The organism is Flavobacterium sp. RSSA_27 (assembly GCF_051547125.1).
Classification (GTDB): domain Bacteria; phylum Bacteroidota; class Bacteroidia; order Flavobacteriales; family Flavobacteriaceae; genus Flavobacterium.
Genome location: NZ_JBPTTN010000001.1, coordinates 65734 through 81738 on the forward strand (window position 1 = coordinate 65734; position 16005 = coordinate 81738).

14 protein-coding genes are annotated in these 16005 nt (G+C 35.0%); all 14 read left to right on the plus strand.

Annotated features, from left to right (window positions below):
* The first annotated feature begins 25 nt into the window (after positions 1–25).
* The 14 genes from hisD (at position 26) to rpsA (ending at position 15598) form a co-directional block, all read left to right on the plus strand.
* A complete protein-coding gene (hisD, locus tag ACSVH5_RS00270) occupies positions 26–1312 on the plus strand; it encodes a histidinol dehydrogenase (RefSeq protein WP_438059465.1) in 1287 nt (428 codons plus the stop codon).
* An 11-nt stretch (positions 1313–1323) separates the two neighbouring features.
* Complete coding sequence (gene hisC, locus ACSVH5_RS00275; protein WP_438059466.1) at positions 1324–2364, plus strand: histidinol-phosphate transaminase; 1041 nt, start codon at positions 1324–1326, stop codon at positions 2362–2364.
* A gap of 14 nt (positions 2365–2378) precedes the next feature.
* On the plus strand, positions 2379–2822 hold the full coding sequence (locus tag ACSVH5_RS00280) for a hypothetical protein (protein WP_438059467.1): 444 nt from the start codon (positions 2379–2381) through the stop codon (positions 2820–2822).
* Between the two features lie 29 nt (positions 2823–2851).
* Entirely contained in the window at positions 2852–3988 is a 1137-nt protein-coding gene (gene hisB / locus ACSVH5_RS00285) for a bifunctional histidinol-phosphatase/imidazoleglycerol-phosphate dehydratase HisB (RefSeq protein ID WP_438059468.1), read from the plus strand.
* A gap of 71 nt (positions 3989–4059) precedes the next feature.
* Positions 4060–4641 carry an imidazole glycerol phosphate synthase subunit HisH gene (gene hisH, locus ACSVH5_RS00290; protein WP_438059469.1) on the plus strand — a complete coding sequence of 194 codons (582 nt, stop codon included), beginning with the start codon at positions 4060–4062 and terminating at the stop codon, positions 4639–4641.
* 76 nt (positions 4642–4717) lie between these two features.
* The gene (hisA, locus tag ACSVH5_RS00295; RefSeq protein WP_438059470.1) at positions 4718–5443 is read left to right on the plus strand and encodes a 1-(5-phosphoribosyl)-5-[(5-phosphoribosylamino)methylideneamino]imidazole-4-carboxamide isomerase; all 726 of its coding nucleotides are present in this window, start codon (positions 4718–4720) and stop codon (positions 5441–5443) included.
* Between the two features lie 234 nt (positions 5444–5677).
* Complete coding sequence (locus ACSVH5_RS00300; RefSeq protein WP_438059471.1) at positions 5678–6043, plus strand: four helix bundle protein; 366 nt, start codon at positions 5678–5680, stop codon at positions 6041–6043.
* A gap of 53 nt (positions 6044–6096) precedes the next feature.
* Positions 6097–6852, plus strand: a complete 756-nt coding sequence (gene hisF / locus ACSVH5_RS00305) for an imidazole glycerol phosphate synthase subunit HisF (RefSeq protein WP_438059472.1) — start codon at positions 6097–6099, stop codon at positions 6850–6852.
* A 39-nt stretch (positions 6853–6891) separates the two neighbouring features.
* Entirely contained in the window at positions 6892–7488 is a 597-nt protein-coding gene (hisIE, locus tag ACSVH5_RS00310; RefSeq protein WP_438059473.1) for a bifunctional phosphoribosyl-AMP cyclohydrolase/phosphoribosyl-ATP diphosphatase HisIE, read from the plus strand.
* 218 nt (positions 7489–7706) lie between these two features.
* Positions 7707–10160, plus strand: a complete 2454-nt coding sequence (gene lon, locus ACSVH5_RS00315; RefSeq protein ID WP_438059474.1) for an endopeptidase La — start codon at positions 7707–7709, stop codon at positions 10158–10160.
* 155 nt (positions 10161–10315) lie between these two features.
* Positions 10316–11332: a type IX secretion system protein PorQ gene (gene porQ, locus ACSVH5_RS00320; RefSeq protein ID WP_438059960.1), complete on the plus strand. Its 1017-nt coding sequence runs from the start codon at positions 10316–10318 to the stop codon at positions 11330–11332.
* Between the two features lie 75 nt (positions 11333–11407).
* Complete coding sequence (gene cmk / locus ACSVH5_RS00325) at positions 11408–12103, plus strand: (d)CMP kinase (RefSeq protein ID WP_438059475.1); 696 nt, start codon at positions 11408–11410, stop codon at positions 12101–12103.
* Positions 12104–12167: 64 nt separating this feature from the next.
* Positions 12168–13421: a nucleoside permease gene (locus ACSVH5_RS00330; RefSeq protein WP_438059476.1), complete on the plus strand. Its 1254-nt coding sequence runs from the start codon at positions 12168–12170 to the stop codon at positions 13419–13421.
* A gap of 401 nt (positions 13422–13822) precedes the next feature.
* The gene (gene rpsA, locus ACSVH5_RS00335) at positions 13823–15598 is read left to right on the plus strand and encodes a 30S ribosomal protein S1 (protein WP_159685152.1); all 1776 of its coding nucleotides are present in this window, start codon (positions 13823–13825) and stop codon (positions 15596–15598) included.
* The last annotated feature ends 407 nt before the right edge of the window (positions 15599–16005 follow it).

Sequence of the window (16005 nt, forward strand, 5' to 3'; positions counted from 1 at the left end):
TTAGAATTTTACTAAAAATATAAAAATGAACAAAATATACAATCCAAAACCAGAAACGTGGTCAACCCTCTTAGAGAGACCCACGAAAACAGTAGATGATATAGAAGCTACTGTAAAAGAAATTTTTAAAGAAGTGCAAAAAAAAGGCGACGAAGCCATTACCAAATACACTTCTCTTTTTGACGGAGTAGCAGTAGCCAATCTTGAGGTTACTTCAGAAGAAATCAATGAAGTAATCGCATCAATTCCGCAAGAATTAAAAGATGCTATTCAATTGGCAAAATCTAATATCGAGAAATTCCATGCTGCTCAAAAAACGACTCGTGTTAGCATAGAAACTACTTCAGGTGTTTCGTGTTGGCAAGAAAAACGTCCGATTCAAAAGATTGGCTTGTACATTCCGGGTGGAACAGCTCCTTTGTTTTCGACCGTTTTAATGTTGGCAGTTCCAGCGAATATTGCGGGTTGCAAGGAAATTGTGCTGTGTTCTCCTCCAGATAAAAAAGGAAAAATCAATCCAGCCATTTTGTATGCCGCTCAATTGTGTGGGGTAACTAAAATTTTGAAGGTTGGTGGCATTCAAGCCATTGCAGGGTTGACTTTTGGCACAGCTGCAATTCCTAAAGTGTATAAAATTTTCGGACCAGGAAATCAATTTGTAACGGTAGCGAAACAATTAGCGACACAGTTTGGAGTGGCTATCGATATGCCTGCGGGGCCATCAGAATTGTTAATTGTTGCTGATGAAACAGCTGTTCCGGCCTTTGTAGCTTCGGATTTGTTGTCTCAAGCGGAACACGGTACTGACAGCCAAGTGATTTTAGTTTCAACATCAAAGGACTTAATTGATGCGGTTGAAACTGAAATCCAAACCCAATTGGAAGTGTTACCAAGAAAAGCCATTGCGACAAAAGCCATTGAAAACTCTAAATTGATTTATGTTGAAAATGACCAAATTGCTTTAGATTTGATTGACGAATACGGGCCTGAACATTTCATTATTTGCGCTAAAAACGAAGATTTTTATGTAAATAATATTGGTAATGCAGGTTCAGTTTTTATTGGAAATTACACGCCCGAAAGTGCGGGAGACTATGCTTCTGGAACGAATCATACGTTACCAACCAATGGTTATGCTAAAAATTATAGTGGTGTCAATTTGGATAGTTTCTTAAAATCAATGACGTTTCAAAAAATTACAGCTGAAGGCATCCAAAACATAGGACCTGCAATTGAACTAATGGCGGATGCTGAAGGATTGCAAGCCCATAAAAATGCGGTGACGTTGAGATTGAAAGATGTAAATATTTAAAGATTAAAGTAATGAGTTTTGATATAAATAATTTAGTTCGGGAGAATGTAAAACAAATGAAACCTTATTCTTCCGCTCGTGACGAATTTGAAGATTTTGACACCGCTCAAATGATTTTCTTAGATGCGAATGAAAATCCGTTTGAAAATGGCGTAAATCGTTATCCAGACCCGCAGCAACAATCGGTAAAATCGATTTTAGGGCAAAATAAAGGCTTGCAAAAGAAACAAATCCTACTAGGAAACGGTAGCGACGAGGTATTAGATTTATTGTTTAGAGGGTTTTGTGAACCTAAAATCGATAACATTATTACATTGCCGCCAACGTATGGAATGTATAGTGTTTTGGCCAATTTGAATGATGTTACCAATAAAGAAGTGTTGTTGACCAATGAATTCCAACCCAATGTAGAAGCCATTTTGGAGGCGGTTGACGCCAATACGAAAATCATCTTTTTGTGTTCACCAAATAATCCAACGGGTAACTCATTTTCGGACGAAAGTGTGGTGTATTTATTGAATAATTTCAAGGGATTAGTGGTTATTGATGAAGCCTATATCGACTTCTCTACCAAATCGAGTTGGGTGAACGAATTGGACGCCTATCCTAATTTGGTAATTACACAAACCTTGTCCAAAGCCTACGGGTTGGCAGGTATCCGACTCGGAATTTGCTATGCTTCAGAAGCTATTATTGGAGTGTTGAATAAAATTAAACCGCCTTACAATGTTAATGAATTAACGCAGCAAAGAGCGATTGAACGTTTGCAACAACCAGCTAAAATTGAATTAGAAATTAATTCTATTATAGCGCAAAGAGAACTTTTACTTAAAGCATTACTTAAAGTAAATTTTGTTGAAGTTGTTTATCCAACAGAAGCGAATTTTGTATTGATTAAAGTGGATGATGCGAACAAAAGATACGATGAGTTAATTGCAAAAGGAATTGTGATTCGTAACCGAACTACGCAACCCCTTTGCGACAATTGTTTGCGATTGACGATAGGTACAGAAATAGAAAATAAGAAATTGATAGAAGCTTTATTAGTTTAATAAATAAAAAAAATATGATTCTACTACATAGAAAATGGTTGTTAATTCTCTTGATTTTATTAAGTTTTACAACTTTAATAAAAGCGCAAACCACTAAAGCAGATGAAACTGGCAAAATTTATTTTCTTCGTTCATCAGGCTGGGGAGGAACTTTTTCCAATTTTAAATTTTATATTGATGATAAATTTGTATGTAAGGCAAAATACAAACGATATTCTATACATGAAGTTCCTTCAGGTAGGCACAATTTAAAGCTTCAATATGGTAATAAAGACTTAAAAACATTCAAAAATGGTATGCCGTACATTGAGGTTCAAGTTGAATCTGCAAAATCATTATATTATGAGTTAGTATATGAAACAGGTTTATTTACAACATTAATTTATTTTAAAGAAATAGACGAAAATACTGCCAAAGAGAAAATGAAACAAATGAAGGAGAACACTTCATGTTTGTAAAAAAAAAAAGAGAGTAAAAATTAGAATAAATGAAAAAAGTACTTTTTATAGACCGTGACGGAACGCTAGTTTTAGAACCAGAAGGGTATCAGTTGGACAGTTTGAGCAAATTAGAATTTTACCCGAAGGCGTTTCAATATATGGCGAAAATAGCCAAGGAATTGGACTATGAATTAGCGATGGTTACGAATCAAGATGGTTTGGGAACTGATAGTTTTCCTGAAGATACGTTTTGGCCTACGCAAAATTTTATTTTGAGAGCTTTTGAAAACGAAGGCGTTTTGTTTGATGCTATTTTTGTGGACCGCTCGTTTCCAGAAGATAATGCGCCAACGCGTAAACCTAGAACGGGAATGTTGACCAAGTACATTAACAATCCGAATTATGATTTAGCGAATTCTTTTGTGTTGGGCGACCGCTTGACTGATGTAGAATTGGCCAAAAATCTTGGAGCGAAAGCCATTTTCTTGAAGCAAGAAGAAGGATTGGGAGCCGCAGAATTGTCTAGTAAAGAAGAAGAATTAGAGGCCGTAATCGCTTTGCAAACTACCGATTGGAAAGCGATTTATGAATTTTTGAAATTAGAAGCTCGTTCGGCTAGTATTGCTAGAAAAACGAATGAAACCGATATCAACATTCAGCTGAACTTGGACGGAACAGGAAAAAGCAAAATCGACACTGGAATTGCTTTTTTTGACCATATGTTGGACCAAATTGCGCGTCACGGACAAATGGATTTGGAAATTTCGGTAAAAGGTGATTTGGAAGTAGACGAACACCACACTATTGAAGATACGGCTATTGCTTTGGGAGAAGTTTTTGCTAAAGCTTTAGGCAATAAATTAGGGATTGAACGCTATGGCTTTTGTTTGCCAATGGACGATTGTTTGTCGCAAGTGGCGATTGATTTTGGCGGAAGAAATTGGTTGGTTTGGGAAGCTGAATTCAAGCGTGAAATGGTAGGAAAAATGCCAACTGAGATGTTTTATCACTTCTTCAAATCCTTTTCAGACGGGGCAAAAGCGAACATCAACATCAAAGCGGAAGGCACCAATGAACACCACAAAATCGAAGCGATTTTCAAGGCTTTCGCCAAAGCTATAAAAGTAGCCGTAAAACGCGATACAGAGAAAATGATTTTACCAAGTACGAAGGGAATGCTCTAAAATAAATGGGAAGTTAGAAGTGGGAAATTAGAAACTTCTGACATCTAACTTCTGACATCTAACTTAAAATAATGAAAATAGTTATCATAAATTACGGCGCAGGAAATATTCAAAGCATTATGTTTGCCATAGAACGATTGGGATACAAAGCGGTTTTGAGTAACAATCCTGAGGAGATAAAAGCGGCAGATAAAGTCATTTTTCCTGGCGTGGGAGAAGCGAGTTATGCGATGAAAATGCTAAAAGAAAGCGGACTAGATACTTTGATTCCAACTTTGAAGCAGCCTGTTTTAGGGATTTGTTTGGGGATGCAGCTGATGTGCCAATCTTCTGAAGAAGGGAATACAAAAGGTTTGGGGATTTTTGATGTGGATGTAGTCAAGTTTTCTTCCAAAGTGAAAGTACCTCAGATGGGTTGGAACACGATTTACAATCTAAAATCGGATTTGTTCAAAGGCATTGCTGAGAATGAATATATGTATTTGGTGCATAGTTTTTATGCGCCACTTTGCAAGGAGACCATTGCAACTACAAACTATGAATTAGAGTATTCATCGGCTTTAGAGAAAGACAATTTCTTCGGAACACAATTTCATCCTGAAAAGAGTGGAGATGTTGGAGAGCAAGTTTTAAACAACTTTTTAAAATTATAAGATTGAATAATTTAAAGATTAAAAAAAAACAGAAATCTTTAAATTATTCAATTATTAAATCTTTTAATAAAATAAAATGAGAATAATACCCGCAATAGATATCATCGAAGGAAAATGTGTGCGTTTGTCTAAAGGTGACTACGATACCAAAATTATTTACAATGAAAATCCACTGGAAGTCGCTAAATCATTCGAGGCACACGGAATTGAGTATTTGCATTTAGTAGATTTGGATGGAGCCAAGTCGAGCCAAATTGTGAATTATAAAATCTTGGAGCAAATAGCGACTAAAACGAAATTGAAAATTGATTTTGGTGGTGGTTTGAAATCCGATGCAGACTTAAAAATTGCTTTCGAAAGTGGTGCCAACCAAATTACTGGAGGAAGTATAGCTGTTAAAAATCGAGCGATTTTCGAAAAATGGATTGCTGAATACGGTTCGGATAAAATAATTTTAGGAGCAGACGCCAACAATGAAAAAGTGGCTGTTTCTGGCTGGTTGGAGGATTCTAATGAAGATTTGATTCCGTTTATACAAGACTATCAAAGCAAAGGTATTCAGTACGTTATTTGCACCGATATCGCGAAAGATGGAATGCTAGAAGGTCCGAGTTTTGATTTGTACCAAAAAATACTGGAACAAGCCCAAGGGATAAATTTGATTGCTTCAGGAGGGATTTCTACTTTTGATGAATTGCCTAAATTAGCCGAACTTGGTTGTGAAGGAACCATCATCGGTAAAGCGATTTATGAAGGGAGAATTACGTTGAAACAACTAGAACAATTCATTATTCAAGGTTAGAAATACGAAGTTAGAGGTTAGAAGTGAAGGAAAGTTAGAAATAAGAAGTTAGAAATTAGAAGTAAAAAAGTTAGATGTTTTGTAGCAGAGAATCTTACTAATTAACTTCGTAACTCTAACCTATAATTACTAACCTTTAACCTTTTAATCTTTAATTTCTAACTTCGTATTTCTAGCCTCTTATTTCTAACATCTAACTTCTAACTTCTAACCTCTAACTTCTAACTTTAAATTATGGTTCAAGATTTAAAAACAAGGACTAAAAAATTTGCAATTGATTGCGGGAGATTATGTAGAAATTTTCCTCATTCACGAGAATATAATGCATATGTTAATCAGTTAATAAGATCTTCAAGTTCTGTAGGAGCAAACTACAGAGCCTCTCAAAGAGGTAAGTCTACAGCTGATTTTATAAATAAATTAAAAATAGTAGAAGAGGAAGCTGATGAAAGCCATTTTTTTCTTGAAATTCTGCTAGATTTATATGATTTAGATGATGTTAATGTAAAAGATGAAATGAAAAGATTATGTAAAGAAGCGAATGAATTGGTCGCAATAATAGTAGCTTCAATAAATACAGCAAAAAACAAATTAAAATGATTTTCTCTAATAAGAACTTCTAACCTCTAATTTCTAACCTCTAACTTCAAATAATGCTTACGAAAAGAATAATACCTTGCTTAGATATTAAAAACGGACGAACCGTAAAAGGGGTGAATTTTGTCGATTTACGCGATGCGGGCGACCCAGTAGAATTGGCCAAAATCTATTCCGATGAAGGCGCTGATGAATTGGTGTTTTTGGACATTTCGGCTACTGAGGAGCGACGAAGCACTTTGATTGATTTAGTTCGAAAAGTGGCGGCTACCATCAATATTCCATTTACGGTGGGTGGCGGTATTTCGACCGTTGAAGATGTAGAAGTATTGCTGCAAAATGGTGCTGATAAAGTATCAATCAATTCTTCGGCAGTCAAAAATCCGCAATTGATTAATGATTTGGCACAGAAATTTGGCAGCCAATGTGTCGTAGTAGCTATCGATGCCAAACAAATTGAAGGCGAATGGATGGTGCATTTGGTAGGAGGGAAGGTGCCAACGGAAATCCGATTGTTTGACTGGGCGAAAGAGGTAGAACAACGTGGTGCAGGCGAAATACTGTTCACATCAATGAATCATGATGGCACCAAAAATGGTTTTGCCAACGAAGCTTTAGCGCAACTATCACAATTGGTTAATATTCCGATAATTGCTTCAGGAGGCGCTGGAAATATTCAGCATTTTGTGGATACCTTTGTTGACGGAAAAGCAGATGCGGCTTTGGCGGCTAGTGTTTTTCATTTCAAAGAAATTGAAATTAAAACATTAAAAAAAGAACTTAAAAACAATACTATAGAAGTCAGAATTTAAGTCTTACTACTTAATTCTCAATTCTTAATACTAATAAAAATGAATGTAGATATAAAAAGTGCTCACGGATTAATTCCTGCGATTATTCAGGATGCTGAAACAAAAAATGTTTTGATGTTGGGCTATATGAACGAAGAATCGCTTCAAAAAACCATCGAGAGTCAAAAAGTAACCTTCTTTAGCCGATCCAAACAACGTTTGTGGACCAAAGGAGAAGAAAGTGGTAATTTTTTAGAATTGGTTTCCATCAAAAATGATTGCGATGGCGATACCTTATTGATTCAAGCAAAACCAGTGGGTCCAACTTGTCATACGGGTGCTGATACTTGTTGGCAAGAAGACAATTCTACAAATTATGGTTTTATCTCACAATTGGAGTCAACAATTAAAAAGCGTCGCGAAAATGCCGATTCCGAGAAGAGTTATGTGGCTTCATTATTTGATAAAGGCATCAATAAAATTGCTCAAAAAGTAGGAGAGGAAGCAGTTGAAGTGGTAATTGAAGCTAAAGATGATAATGATGATTTGTTCTTGAACGAAAGTGCCGACTTGTTATTTCATTACTTGATTTTATTGCAAGCCAAAGGCTTTCAATTGAATGATGTGGTGCAAGTGTTAAAGGGAAGGCAAAAATAAGGATTGGTTTGTTGCAACTAAGTAAAAGTCGAGCATAACAAAATATATCAATTCTACAACTCATTCAATAGAGGTCTGGCATAAAGATTGTCTTTGCTACTATGAATTGTACTTCGCTATACAGTATAAGTATTGAATTCCAGATAAATAAAAAGTATAAATCATTAACTTTGCAGGAGATGATTTTTCATTTAATGACAAAATGACTTAATAACGATATGTCGAACCATAAAATACTTACAATTGACAACTTGTCACTTCAAGAATTTGATTCTGAATCAGATTTAATTCCGCTTTTAACTCCCGAGGATGAAGAGGAAATGAATAACGAAACATTACCAGAGACCCTACCTATTTTACCCTTGCGTAATACTGTTTTGTTTCCTGGAGTGGTGATACCAATTTCTGCCGGAAGAGACAAATCCATCAAATTAATTAATGACGCTAATGCTTCAGGTAAAGTAATCGGAGTTGTAGCGCAAATTAATGAAGCGGACGAAGATCCTTCAAAAACAGATATTAACAAAATTGGAACAGTTGCTAGAATTCTACGCGTTCTAAAAATGCCTGATGGTAATGTAACGGTAATTCTTCAAGGTAAAAAACGATTTGAAATAGTTGAAGTTGTAAACGAAGATCCATACATTACAGCTACAATCAAAGAAGTTACAGATAAAAGACCTCGAAAAAACGATACAGAATTCTCTGCTATCATCGATTCTATCAAAGAATTAGCCATTAAGATTATTCAAGAAAGTCCCAATATTCCAACCGAAGCCACTTTTGCTATCAAAAATATTGAAAGTCAATCGTTTTTGGTCAATTTTGTTTCGTCTAATATGAATCTTTCTGTAAAGGAAAAACAAGATTTATTAGCTATTAATGGATTAAAAGAGCGTGCGTTAGAAACTTTGCGATTCATGAATATTGAATTGCAAAAGTTAGAATTGAAAAACGACATTCAATCCAAAGTTCGTTTTGACTTAGACCAACAGCAAAGAGAATATTTCTTGCACCAACAGATGAAAACCATCCAAGAAGAATTGGGTGGCGTTTCGCAAGAGGAAGAAATGGACGAAATGAGTCAAAAAGCCAAAACCAAAAAATGGGACGAAAAAACGCAACAACACTTCGAAAAAGAATTGTCTAAAATGCGTAGAATGAATCCACAATCACCCGATTTTGGTATTCAGAGAAATTACTTGGAATTGTTTTTAGAATTGCCTTGGGGCGAATTTTCCAAAGACAATTTTGATTTGAAGCACGCTCAAAAAGTTTTAGACAAAGATCATTTTGGTCTAGAAGATGTCAAAAAGAGAATGATAGAACATTTAGCGGTACTTAAACTAAGAAATGACATGAAGTCGCCAATTATTTGTTTGACAGGACCTCCGGGTGTTGGTAAAACGTCTATTGGTCGTTCAGTTGCCGAAGCTTTAGGGAGAGAATATGTTCGCATTTCTTTGGGAGGCTTACGAGATGAAGCAGAGATTCGCGGTCATAGAAAAACCTATATTGGAGCCATGCCTGGACGAATTATTCAAAGTTTGAAAAAAGCAGGTACTTCAAATCCAGTTTTTGTATTGGATGAAATTGATAAATTATCGAGTAGTCATAATGGAGATCCTTCTTCGGCTTTGCTAGAAGTTTTGGATCCTGAACAAAACAATGCTTTTTATGATAACTTCCTAGAAATGGGATATGATTTGTCTAAAGTAATGTTTATTGCAACTTCTAATACCATGTCTACGATACAACCTGCCTTAAAGGATCGTATGGAAGTAATCAAGATGTCGGGATATACCATTGAGGAAAAAGTAGAGATTGCCAAAAAACATTTGTTCGCTAAACAACTTGAAGCTCATGGTTTGACTTCAAAAGATTTGACTATTGGAAAAAAACAACTAGAAAAAATCATTGAAGGTTACACTAGAGAATCTGGTGTTCGTGGTTTGGAGAATAAAATTGCTCAAATTGTTCGAAATGCAGCAAAATCTGTTGCAATGGAGGAAGAATATAACAAAAAAGTAACTAACGAAGATATCGTAAAAGTACTTGGAGTGCCAAGATTAGAGCGTGATAAATACGAAAGCAATGATGTAGCAGGAGTAGTTACAGGTCTCGCTTGGACAAGTGTAGGGGGAGATATCTTATTTATTGAATCGTTGATTTCTCCTGGCAAAGGATCCATGACTATTACAGGGAATTTAGGGAATGTCATGAAAGAATCAGCGACTATAGCATTAGAATATATCAAGGCAAATGCTGAGTTATTGGGCTTGAACCCTGAAGTTATTTCGAAATACAATATTCATTTGCACGTTCCTGAAGGAGCTACTCCAAAAGACGGTCCTAGTGCTGGTATTGCTATGTTGACTTCTTTGGTTTCGTTGTTTACTCAAAAACGTGTGAAGAAAAACTTAGCCATGACAGGTGAGATAACTTTGAGAGGTAAAGTATTGCCTGTAGGTGGAATCAAAGAGAAAATATTGGCTGCCAAAAGAGCGAATATCAAAGAGATAATTCTTTGTCACGAAAATAAAAGTGATATTGATGAAATCAAACCGGAGTATTTAGAAGGGCTTATCTTTCATTATGTCAAAGAAATGAGCGAAGTTTTAGCTATTGCTATTACCAATCAAAAAGTGAAAAACGCAAAAGATATCAAATAATTTTTTTCGGATGTATTATAATTCCAAATCCCAACTTGTAATCAAGGTTGGAATTTGGAATTTCTTTTTATATTCAAAAACATGTTTTTATTGGATATAATTTTATCTTCGTTTCATCGTTCTAGTTAATCAAAAAAAACGCCGTCTTGAGGGTAATCAAAAAGCTATTACTTGTACTTATTATATTACTTTGTTTGCCTGTTTTTGGACAAATAGGAGGAAGGTATACCTATCAGTTTTTGAATTTGGTTACTTCTCCACGTCAAGCGGCTTTGGGAGGAAAGACGATAACTATTTATGATGCAGATGTCAATCAAGCACATTTCAATCCAGCTTCGATTAATCCCGAAATGCACAATCAATTAGCGCTGAATTACGGGAGTTATTATGGCGAAGTTAGTTATGGTACAGCCTCCTATGCGTACACTTACGACCAACATTTACAAACCTTTCAAGCAGGTGTCAATTATATCAATTATGGTAAATTTGAGGGTTATGATGAGAATGGTATAGCAACCAACTCTTTTACAGGTAACGAAGTGGCGGTTTCTTTGGGCTATGCCTATAATGTGCCTTTTACAAATTTGCATATTGGCGCCAATGCTAAAATAATCTCATCAGTTTTAGAAAATTATAATTCATTCGGTGGTGCGCTTGATATAGGTGCAGTTTTTTTAGATGAACGCAATGATGTGCATTGGGCTTTGGTGATTCGAAGTATTGGAACACAATTCACTACTTATTCTGGAGTCCGTGAAAAATTACCCTTAGAAGTGCTACTTGGTGTTTCGCAAGAATTAGACAATGTCCCTATTCGATGGCATTTGACGTTAGAGAATTTACAACAATGGAATGTTGCTTTTTCTAATCCAGTTCGCGGGGAAACATCAATTGACGGAACGCAGACCGATGAGAAAGTTTCTTTTGTAAATAATGCGTTGCGCCATGTTATTTTTGGTATAGAATTGTTCCCCAAAAGAGCTTTTAACGTAAGACTTGGCTATAATTTTCGACGCGGCGAAGAATTACGTGTAGTGGATAAACGACATTTCTCAGGGATTTCTGTTGGTTTTGGTTTGAAAATGAACCGACTAAAATTCAACTATTCCTATTCTCGATATACCTTGGCTGCCAATACAAGTTTGTTTGGTTTGACGTTGAACTTGCAATAAGAGTTTGTTAACTTTGTACTTTATTTAAAAATCAGCAATTTTTTCATTGGGAAGATTGCAAAAAACGACTTCATTTTGAATACTAAAATTACTATCGCTATCGACGGATTTTCATCTACAGGTAAAAGCACTTTGGCCAAACAATTAGCTAAACAATTAGGATATATTTATGTAGATACTGGTGCCATGTATAGGGCGGTAGCTTATTTTGCTATGCAAAATAATATTATTACGCCTTCAGGATTTGATAAAACGGCCTTGGTTGCTGCGCTACCTTCGATTCAGTTGTCGTTTCAATATAATGCTGAATTAGGTTTTGCAGAAATGTATTTGAACAATGAAAATGTGGAAACGCAAATCAGAACCATTGAAGTCTCTAGTTATGTTAGTAAAGTGGCCGAGGTTTCAGAAGTAAGAGCTAAACTTGTGGAGCAACAACAAGAAATTGGAAAAAACAAAGGGATTGTGATGGACGGTCGCGATATTGGAACCGTTGTTTTTCCTGATGCTGAATTGAAAATTTTCATGACAGCAAGTGCTGAAACCCGAGCGCAACGACGTTTTGATGAATTGCAAGCTAAAGGCGATCAAGTGAGTTACGAAGAAGTGTTAAAAAATGTTGTAGAACGTGATTATATTGATACGCATCGAGAGGATTCTCCACTAATTATTGCTGAAGATGCTATTGAAATTGATAATTCCTACCTCAATAAACAAGAACAATTTGATATCGTATTAGATTTAGTAAATGAGGCGATTAAAGATTGCTAATTTTTTGTATATATCTTTTTAAATAGTAGATTTACCACTTGTTTTTAAAATTTTAGTAAACGGTATGGGAATAAAAAATAGATTAATTGTAATGAGTTTTCTTCAATTCTTTGTTTGGGGAGCTTGGTTGATTACTATAGCCAATTTTTGGTTTGGCACAAAGCAGTGGGACGGAACACAATTTGGGTTAGTTTTTAGTACCATGGGAATTGCCTCTTTGTTTATGCCCACCCTTACAGGGATTATAGCTGATAGATGGATAAATGCTGAAAAGCTGTATGGAGTTTTACATATTTTGTACGCTTTGGTATTGTTTTATTTGCCACAAATTACAACTCCAGATAATTTTATTTATGTTATGCTTTTGGCGATGTGTTTTTATATGCCAACGATTGCCTTGAGTAATTCTATTTCGTTCACGGCACTCAAATTGAATAATAAGGATATTATCAAAGATTATCCACCGATTAGAGTTTGGGGTACTGTTGGGTTTATAGTGGCCATGTGGGTAACTAATTTAACTGGTAATAAAGCTACAGCTTATCAGTTTTACATCGCCGGTATTGCTGCCCTAGGATTAGGATTGTATGCTTTTACATTACCTAAATGTAAACCTCAAAAATTAACCAAAGAAAATGCTTCGTTTATGGAGTTGATGGGATTGGAGTCATTTAAATTGTTTGCCAATTATAAAATGGCGTTGTTTTTTATCTTCTCTATGTTTTTGGGAGCGGCTTTACAATTAACGAATGCTTATGGTGATGTTTTTTTAGATGAATTTAAAAATATTCCCCAATATGCAGATTCTTTTGTGGTAAAGTATTCTACTATAATTATGTCTATTTCTCAAATTTCTGAAACACTGTTTATTCTAGCGATTCCGTTTTTCTTAAAGCGATTTGGTATCAAGCAAGTAATGTTAATTTCTATGTTTGCATGGGTTTTACGTTTTGGATTGTTTGCTTTTGGTAATCCAACAGATGGCTTGTGGATGATTATTTTATCTTGTATTGTTTACGGAATGGCCTTTGATTTCTTTAATATTTCAGGTTCGTTATTTGTAGAAACGAATACTGATGCTAAAAATCGTTCTTCAGCTCAAGGCTTGTTTATGATGATGACAAATGGAGTAGGAGCTGTGTTAGGAAGTTTTACCTCGGGATGGGCAATCGATAAATTTTTTACTCACGATAGTGTTCGAGATTGGCACAGTATCTGGTTGAGTTTTGCTGGATATGCTTTGGTAATTGCTATTGCGTTTGCTTTATTGTTCAAACACGAGCACAATCCGAAAGAAGTAGAAAACGTAAGTCATTAATATATTATATGATTTATTTCTAAATCCTAACTAGTTGTTGACTTGTTAGGATTTTTTATTACCGATAAATCCTATTCTAACTTCAATAGCCCCGATAGAAGTGAAAATCCTTTTATGTTTTTTTTTTTTTTTTTAACATAAAAGATTGCAACGGATAGACGGATTCCTGCTGGCAAAAATACCTATTCTATCACTTCAAAATGGTCTTAAGAACTCTTTTTATTTTAGTTGACTACATCTACGGTTAAATATTTTGCCATATTGATTAATTGTTTTACTTTTGCACACCTTTTGGTGAATAAGAGTTTCCTTTAGGTATCAACTATTTATGTAAAACAACTTCTGTTTTTTCTCTCGCTTTAAGAAACTCAAGAAATACAGAATACAAATTTTTTATCAGCATGTCTGAACAATTAAAATCACAAGAAGAGTTTTTAGCAAATTTTAACTGGCATAACTTCGAAGAAGGTATTGATGCAGTAGATGAGAAAAACTTATTAGAATTCGAAGAACTAGTATCAAAAACTTTCATCGCTACAGATCAAGAAGAAGTTGTTGAAGGAGTAGTTGTTAGAATTACAGATAGAGACGTTATCGTTGATATCAACGCTAAATCGGAAGGTGTTATTTCATTAAATGAATTCCGTTACAACCCAAATTTAAAAGTTGGAGACAAAGTAGAAGTATTAATTGACATCCGTGAGGACAAAACTGGTCAATTGGTATTATCTCACAGAAAAGCTCGTACTATTAAATCATGGGATAGAGTTATTGCTGCAAACGAAACAGGTGAAATCGTTACTGGTTTTGTAAAATGCAGAACTAAAGGTGGTATGATCGTTGATGTTTTCGGAATTGAAGCATTCTTACCAGGATCTCAAATTGATGTTAAACCAATTAGAGATTACGATGTATACGTAAACAAAAACATGGAATTCAAAGTGGTAAAAATCAACCACGAATTCAAAAACGTTGTAGTATCTCACAAAGCGCTTATCGAAGCGGATATTGAAGTACAGAAAAAAGAAATCATCGGTCAATTACAAAAAGGACAAGTATTAGAAGGTGTTGTTAAAAACATTACTTCTTATGGTGTGTTCATTGACTTAGGTGGTGTTGATGGATTAATTCACATTACTGACCTTTCTTGGAGTAGAATCAACCACCCAAGTGAAGTTCTTGAATTAGACCAAAAATTAAACGTTGTAATCCTTGATTTCGATGATGAGAAAACAAGAATTCAATTAGGATTGAAACAATTAAACGCTCACCCATGGGATGCTTTAGATGCTAACTTAACTGTTGGTGACAAAGTGAAAGGTAAAGTTGTAGTTATCGCTGACTACGGTGCTTTCATTGAAGTAGCTGAAGGTGTTGAAGGTTTAATCCACGTTTCTGAAATGTCATGGTCTACTCACTTGCGTTCTGCACAAGATTTCGTAAAAGTAGGAGATATCGTTGAAGGAGTTATTTTAACTTTGGATAGAGATGACCGTAAAATGTCATTAGGTATCAAACAATTGACTCAAGATCCATGGACTGACATTACTTCTAAATACCCAGTAGGTTCTAAACATACAGGTATCGTTAGAAACTTTACAAACTTTGGTATTTTCGTAGAATTAGAAGAAGGAATTGATGGATTAATCTACATTTCTGACCTTTCTTGGACTAAGAAAATCAAACACCCATCTGAATTTGTAAATGTTGGTGAAAAATTAGACGTAGTTGTATTAGAATTAGATGTTGACGGACGTAAATTATCTTTAGGTCACAAACAAACTACTGCTAATCCTTGGGATCAATACGAAGATTCATTCGCTGTAGGAACTATCCACAATGGTGAAATTTCTGAAATAGTTGACAAAGGAGCTACTGTAGAATTTGGAGATGATATCGTTGCTTTCATTCCTACTCGTCACCTTGAAAAAGAAGACGGCAAGAAATTGAAAAAAGGCGAATCTGCAGATTTCAAAGTAATTGAATTCAACAAAGAATTCAAAAGAGTAGTTGCTTCTCACACTGCTATCTTCCGTGAAGAAGAAGAGAAAAATGTGAAAGCTGCAACTGAAAATACTTCATCTGCTTCTACTAATGCACCAGCTGCAACTTTAGGAGATAACAATGATGTATTAGCTGCATTGAAAGCTAAAATGGAAAAATCAGAGAAAAAATAATTTCTAGATTTTCTAAATATAAAAGCCTCGCAATTTGCGAGGCTTTTTTTATGCTAGTAATGTATTATAAGTTTAAATCTTAGTATAGAAATAACGGTATTTGAAAACCATTATTTAATGTAGTTATCCATTGATTTGTTTTTGATTAGGGCGTTGAATGCCAATTAAACCCAGATTCCGAATTAGAAATCTACTACAACTAATTTACTTTACCATTTTTATATTTTTTAGCGGAGTTCAATGAATGAATTTCTTCTTCAAAAGCAAGAGCTTACTCCTCCCGATAGCTTTCGGGATAAATTCAAAATACAAAATTAGTAGCTCATTGGTATATTTTACATAGGTATTCGCTGAACTTTGTTTCCTTCTTCAAAAATTGTCCACGAGCTTTCGCTAGAGATTAGGCA

Bases quoted from the DNA above. Each gene is read 5' to 3' on its own strand.
- hisD (WP_438059465.1), top strand. From the start codon at position 26: ATGAACAAAATATACAATCCAAAACCAGAAACGTGGTCAACCCTCTTA.
- hisC (WP_438059466.1), top strand. From the start codon at position 1,324: ATGAGTTTTGATATAAATAATTTAGTTCGGGAGAATGTAAAACAAATG.
- ACSVH5_RS00280 (WP_438059467.1), top strand. From the start codon at position 2,379: ATGATTCTACTACATAGAAAATGGTTGTTAATTCTCTTGATTTTATTA.
- hisB (WP_438059468.1), top strand. From the start codon at position 2,852: ATGAAAAAAGTACTTTTTATAGACCGTGACGGAACGCTAGTTTTAGAA.
- hisH (WP_438059469.1), top strand. From the start codon at position 4,060: ATGAAAATAGTTATCATAAATTACGGCGCAGGAAATATTCAAAGCATT.
- hisA (WP_438059470.1), top strand. From the start codon at position 4,718: ATGAGAATAATACCCGCAATAGATATCATCGAAGGAAAATGTGTGCGT.
- ACSVH5_RS00300 (WP_438059471.1), top strand. From the start codon at position 5,678: ATGGTTCAAGATTTAAAAACAAGGACTAAAAAATTTGCAATTGATTGC.
- hisF (WP_438059472.1), top strand. From the start codon at position 6,097: ATGCTTACGAAAAGAATAATACCTTGCTTAGATATTAAAAACGGACGA.
- hisIE (WP_438059473.1), top strand. From the start codon at position 6,892: ATGAATGTAGATATAAAAAGTGCTCACGGATTAATTCCTGCGATTATT.
- lon (WP_438059474.1), top strand. From the start codon at position 7,707: ATGTCGAACCATAAAATACTTACAATTGACAACTTGTCACTTCAAGAA.
- ACSVH5_RS00330 (WP_438059476.1), top strand. From the start codon at position 12,168: ATGGGAATAAAAAATAGATTAATTGTAATGAGTTTTCTTCAATTCTTT.
- rpsA (WP_159685152.1), top strand. From the start codon at position 13,823: ATGTCTGAACAATTAAAATCACAAGAAGAGTTTTTAGCAAATTTTAAC.